The sequence below is a fragment of the Microbacterium sp. ISL-103 genome, from assembly GCF_018613995.1.
In the GTDB taxonomy this organism is placed as follows: domain Bacteria; phylum Actinomycetota; class Actinomycetes; order Actinomycetales; family Microbacteriaceae; genus Microbacterium.
This window is the reverse complement of the sequence record NZ_JAGGPD010000582.1, coordinates 1-2,679: the sequence shown is the minus strand read 5'-3', so window position 1 is coordinate 2,679 and position 2,679 is coordinate 1. Positions and strand designations below refer to the sequence as shown.

Here is a 2,679-nt window from a genome sequence, read left to right as displayed (position 1 = left end):
CGTCTGCAGGACGAAAGTACGGATGCAGGGCTGAAGTCATCCGTTCGTCCTGCGGACGTGCCCTGGTCCTGCAGACGGGACTGCGGGACCGAGCGGCACCGAACCGGGCATGCACGTCTGCAGGACGAAAGTACGGATGCAGGGCTGAAGTCATCCGTTCGTCCTGCAGACGTGCCGCGGTCCTGCAGACGGCTCGACGGACCGGGGCCGAACTCAGTCTGCGGCGGTGGTCGGGCTGATCGGGATGCGGACGGTGAACGTCGTGTCTCCGGGTTCGCTCGACACGGTGATGTGGCCGCCGTGTCCTTCGACGATCGCCTTCGCGATGGCGAGGCCGAGTCCCGTGCCGCCGGTCTGGCGGGCGCGCGAACTGTCGCCACGGGCGAAGCGCGCGAAGAGCTCCTCGCGGACGCCGGGATCGATGCCGGGTCCGTCGTCGTGCACCCGCAGCACTGCCTCATCGCCCTCGCGAGCAACGCTCAGGGTGATCGAGGTTCCGGCGGGGGTATGCGTGCGGGCATTGGCGAGGAGGTTCGCGACGACCTGATGCATCCGTCCGGCGTCGCCGATGATGACGATGGGGTCGTCGGGCGCATCGATGTTCCAGTGGTGATCGGCGGCGGTCGGACGCGCGTCCGACAGCCCCTCGAGCGCGAGCTGAGTGAGATCTACGGTGCCGTAGACGAGTTCGCGACCCTCGTCGAGCCGGGCCAGAAGCAGCAGATCTTCGACCAGGCTGGTCATGCGCAGCGACTGGGCCTGGATGCGCTCGAGAGAGGTCGTGGTGCTCTCGATCGCCGCTTCTCCCCCCTGCTGCTTGAGAGCGCGGAGCGACAGCTCGGGGTAGCCGCGGATCGACGAGAGCGGGGTGCGCAGCTCGTGGCTGGCGTCGGCGACGAACCGCCGCATCCGCTCTTCGTTCTTCTGGCGAGAGGCGAGAGAAGTGTTGACGTGGTCGAGCAGCTTGTTGAGCGATGACCCCACGAGACCGGTCTCGGTGCGAGGGTCTGCTTCAGATGCGGGCACGCGCTCGGTGATCTCGACCTCACCGCGATCGAGCGGTTGATTCGCGACGCGGGTCGCCGTGGCGGCGACGGCACGCAGTGGACGCAAGCCCAGGCGAATCGTGATCGCGGTGGTGAGGGCGAGCAGGATGAGCCCCCCGAGGGTGGCGAGGACGATCACGGAGATCAGCTGGGCGAGCTGCGCCTGGATCTCGGTGCGCGGGAGGCCCGTCACGACGTTCACCCCGTTGTGCGCGGTCGTGACCACGACCCGGTACGAGCCGAGACCGTCGATCGAGATCGTCGCATCCGATGCGCCGTTCAGCGCGGCATTGATCTGGTCGAGCTGCGCGTCGGTGAGAGTCTGCGAGCTTCCGTCCAGCTCGGCTTTCGAGTTCTCGAAGACGATGCCGCTGGTGCCGCCTCGGGTACTCGACACGGCGACCAGCAGTCCCGGCTCCCTCAACGGGCCTCCGGCGAAGATCGTGTCGACGTTCGCCTCGGACTGGGGCAGCGGCGAGACCAGCTGCACCGTCAACGCGATCGAGTACTCCTTGAGGTTCTCCTCGAGTTGCCCCTCGAGGGTGCGCCCCAGGATCGCTGTGGTGATGAAGGACACGATCACGAGGATGAGCGAGACGAAGCCGATCACGGCTGTCATCAGCCGGGTCTGCAGGCTCATCGGCCGTCTGGCCATCCTCGTCTGGCTCACTGAGGGGCCTTGATCATGTATCCGACGCCGCGCACCGTGTGCAGCAGCGGAGTGCGGCCCGCGTCGATCTTCTTGCGCAGGTACGAGATGTAGAGCTCGACGACGGATGACTTGCCGCCGAAGTCATAGCTCCACACCCGGTCGAGGATCTGCGCCTTCGACAGCACGCGGCGCTCGTTGCGCATGAGGTAGCGGAGCAGCTCGAACTCCGTCGCGGTCAACTCGATCTCTGTGCCGTCGCGGACGACCTCGTGGCTGTCCTCGTTGAGGGTGAGGTCGGCGACCCGCAGGATCGACTGGCCGTCGTCGGCCGTCGCGTGCCCGGTGCGGCGGATGATCGCCCGCAGACGCGCGATCACCTCTTCGAGGCTGAAGGGCTTGGTGACGTAGTCGTCGCCGCCGGCGGTGAGGCCCGCGACACGATCGCCGACAGCGTCCTTCGCGGTCAGGAAGAGCACCGGCACGAGGCTTCCCGACTCGCGCAGGCGGCGCAGCACAGCCATGCCGTCGAGGTCGGGCATCATGATGTCGAGCACGAGAGCATCGGGCTCGAACTCGCGGGCGACCTGCAGTGCTTCGAGTCCGGAGGATGCGGTGCGCACCTCCCAGCCCTCCATGCGCAGCGCCATCGCGAGGAGGTCGGTGAGCATCTGCTCGTCGTCGACGGCGAGGATCCGCAGGGGCGAGCCGTCGGGGCGGCGCAGTTCGGGGAGATCGGTGCTCATGAGTACATTCTGCTGAATCTCCTATGGGGTTTCTATGGAGAGCGCTATGCGTCAGCTGTGAGATGCGCGCCGCATAGGTTCCTCATCACTCCTCCCTCGATCTCGCAAAACTGCGCTCCTTAGCGTCGTGATCGGCCCGCGAACGGCGCGGCGTAAGGAGACACATGTACGGGACATATCTGCGGCGAGAGTTGGCGGGCCGCAAGAAGCAGACGTGGATCGTCGCGATCGGGCTCGC

2 protein-coding genes are annotated in these 2,679 nt (G+C 66.7%); both read right to left on the bottom strand.

Annotated features, from left to right (window positions below; all coding sequences use genetic code 11):
* Positions 1-213: 213 nt before the first annotated feature.
* Positions 214-1,686 carry a cell wall metabolism sensor histidine kinase WalK gene (locus J7E68_RS18140; protein WP_215174946.1) on the bottom strand — a complete coding sequence of 491 codons (1,473 nt, stop codon included), beginning with the start codon at positions 1,684-1,686 and terminating at the stop codon, positions 214-216.
* 26 nt (positions 1,687-1,712) lie between these two features.
* The gene (locus J7E68_RS18135; protein WP_056312334.1) at positions 1,713-2,441 is read right to left on the bottom strand and encodes a response regulator transcription factor; all 729 of its coding nucleotides are present in this window, start codon (positions 2,439-2,441) and stop codon (positions 1,713-1,715) included.
* Between the last annotated feature and the right edge of the window lie 238 nt (positions 2,442-2,679).

Coding starts and splice junctions, on each gene's coding strand:
- J7E68_RS18140 (WP_215174946.1), bottom strand. CDS start 1,686: ATGAGCCTGCAGACCCGGCTGATGACAGCCGTGATCGGCTTCGTCTCG.
- J7E68_RS18135 (WP_056312334.1), bottom strand. CDS start 2,441: ATGAGCACCGATCTCCCCGAACTGCGCCGCCCCGACGGCTCGCCCCTG.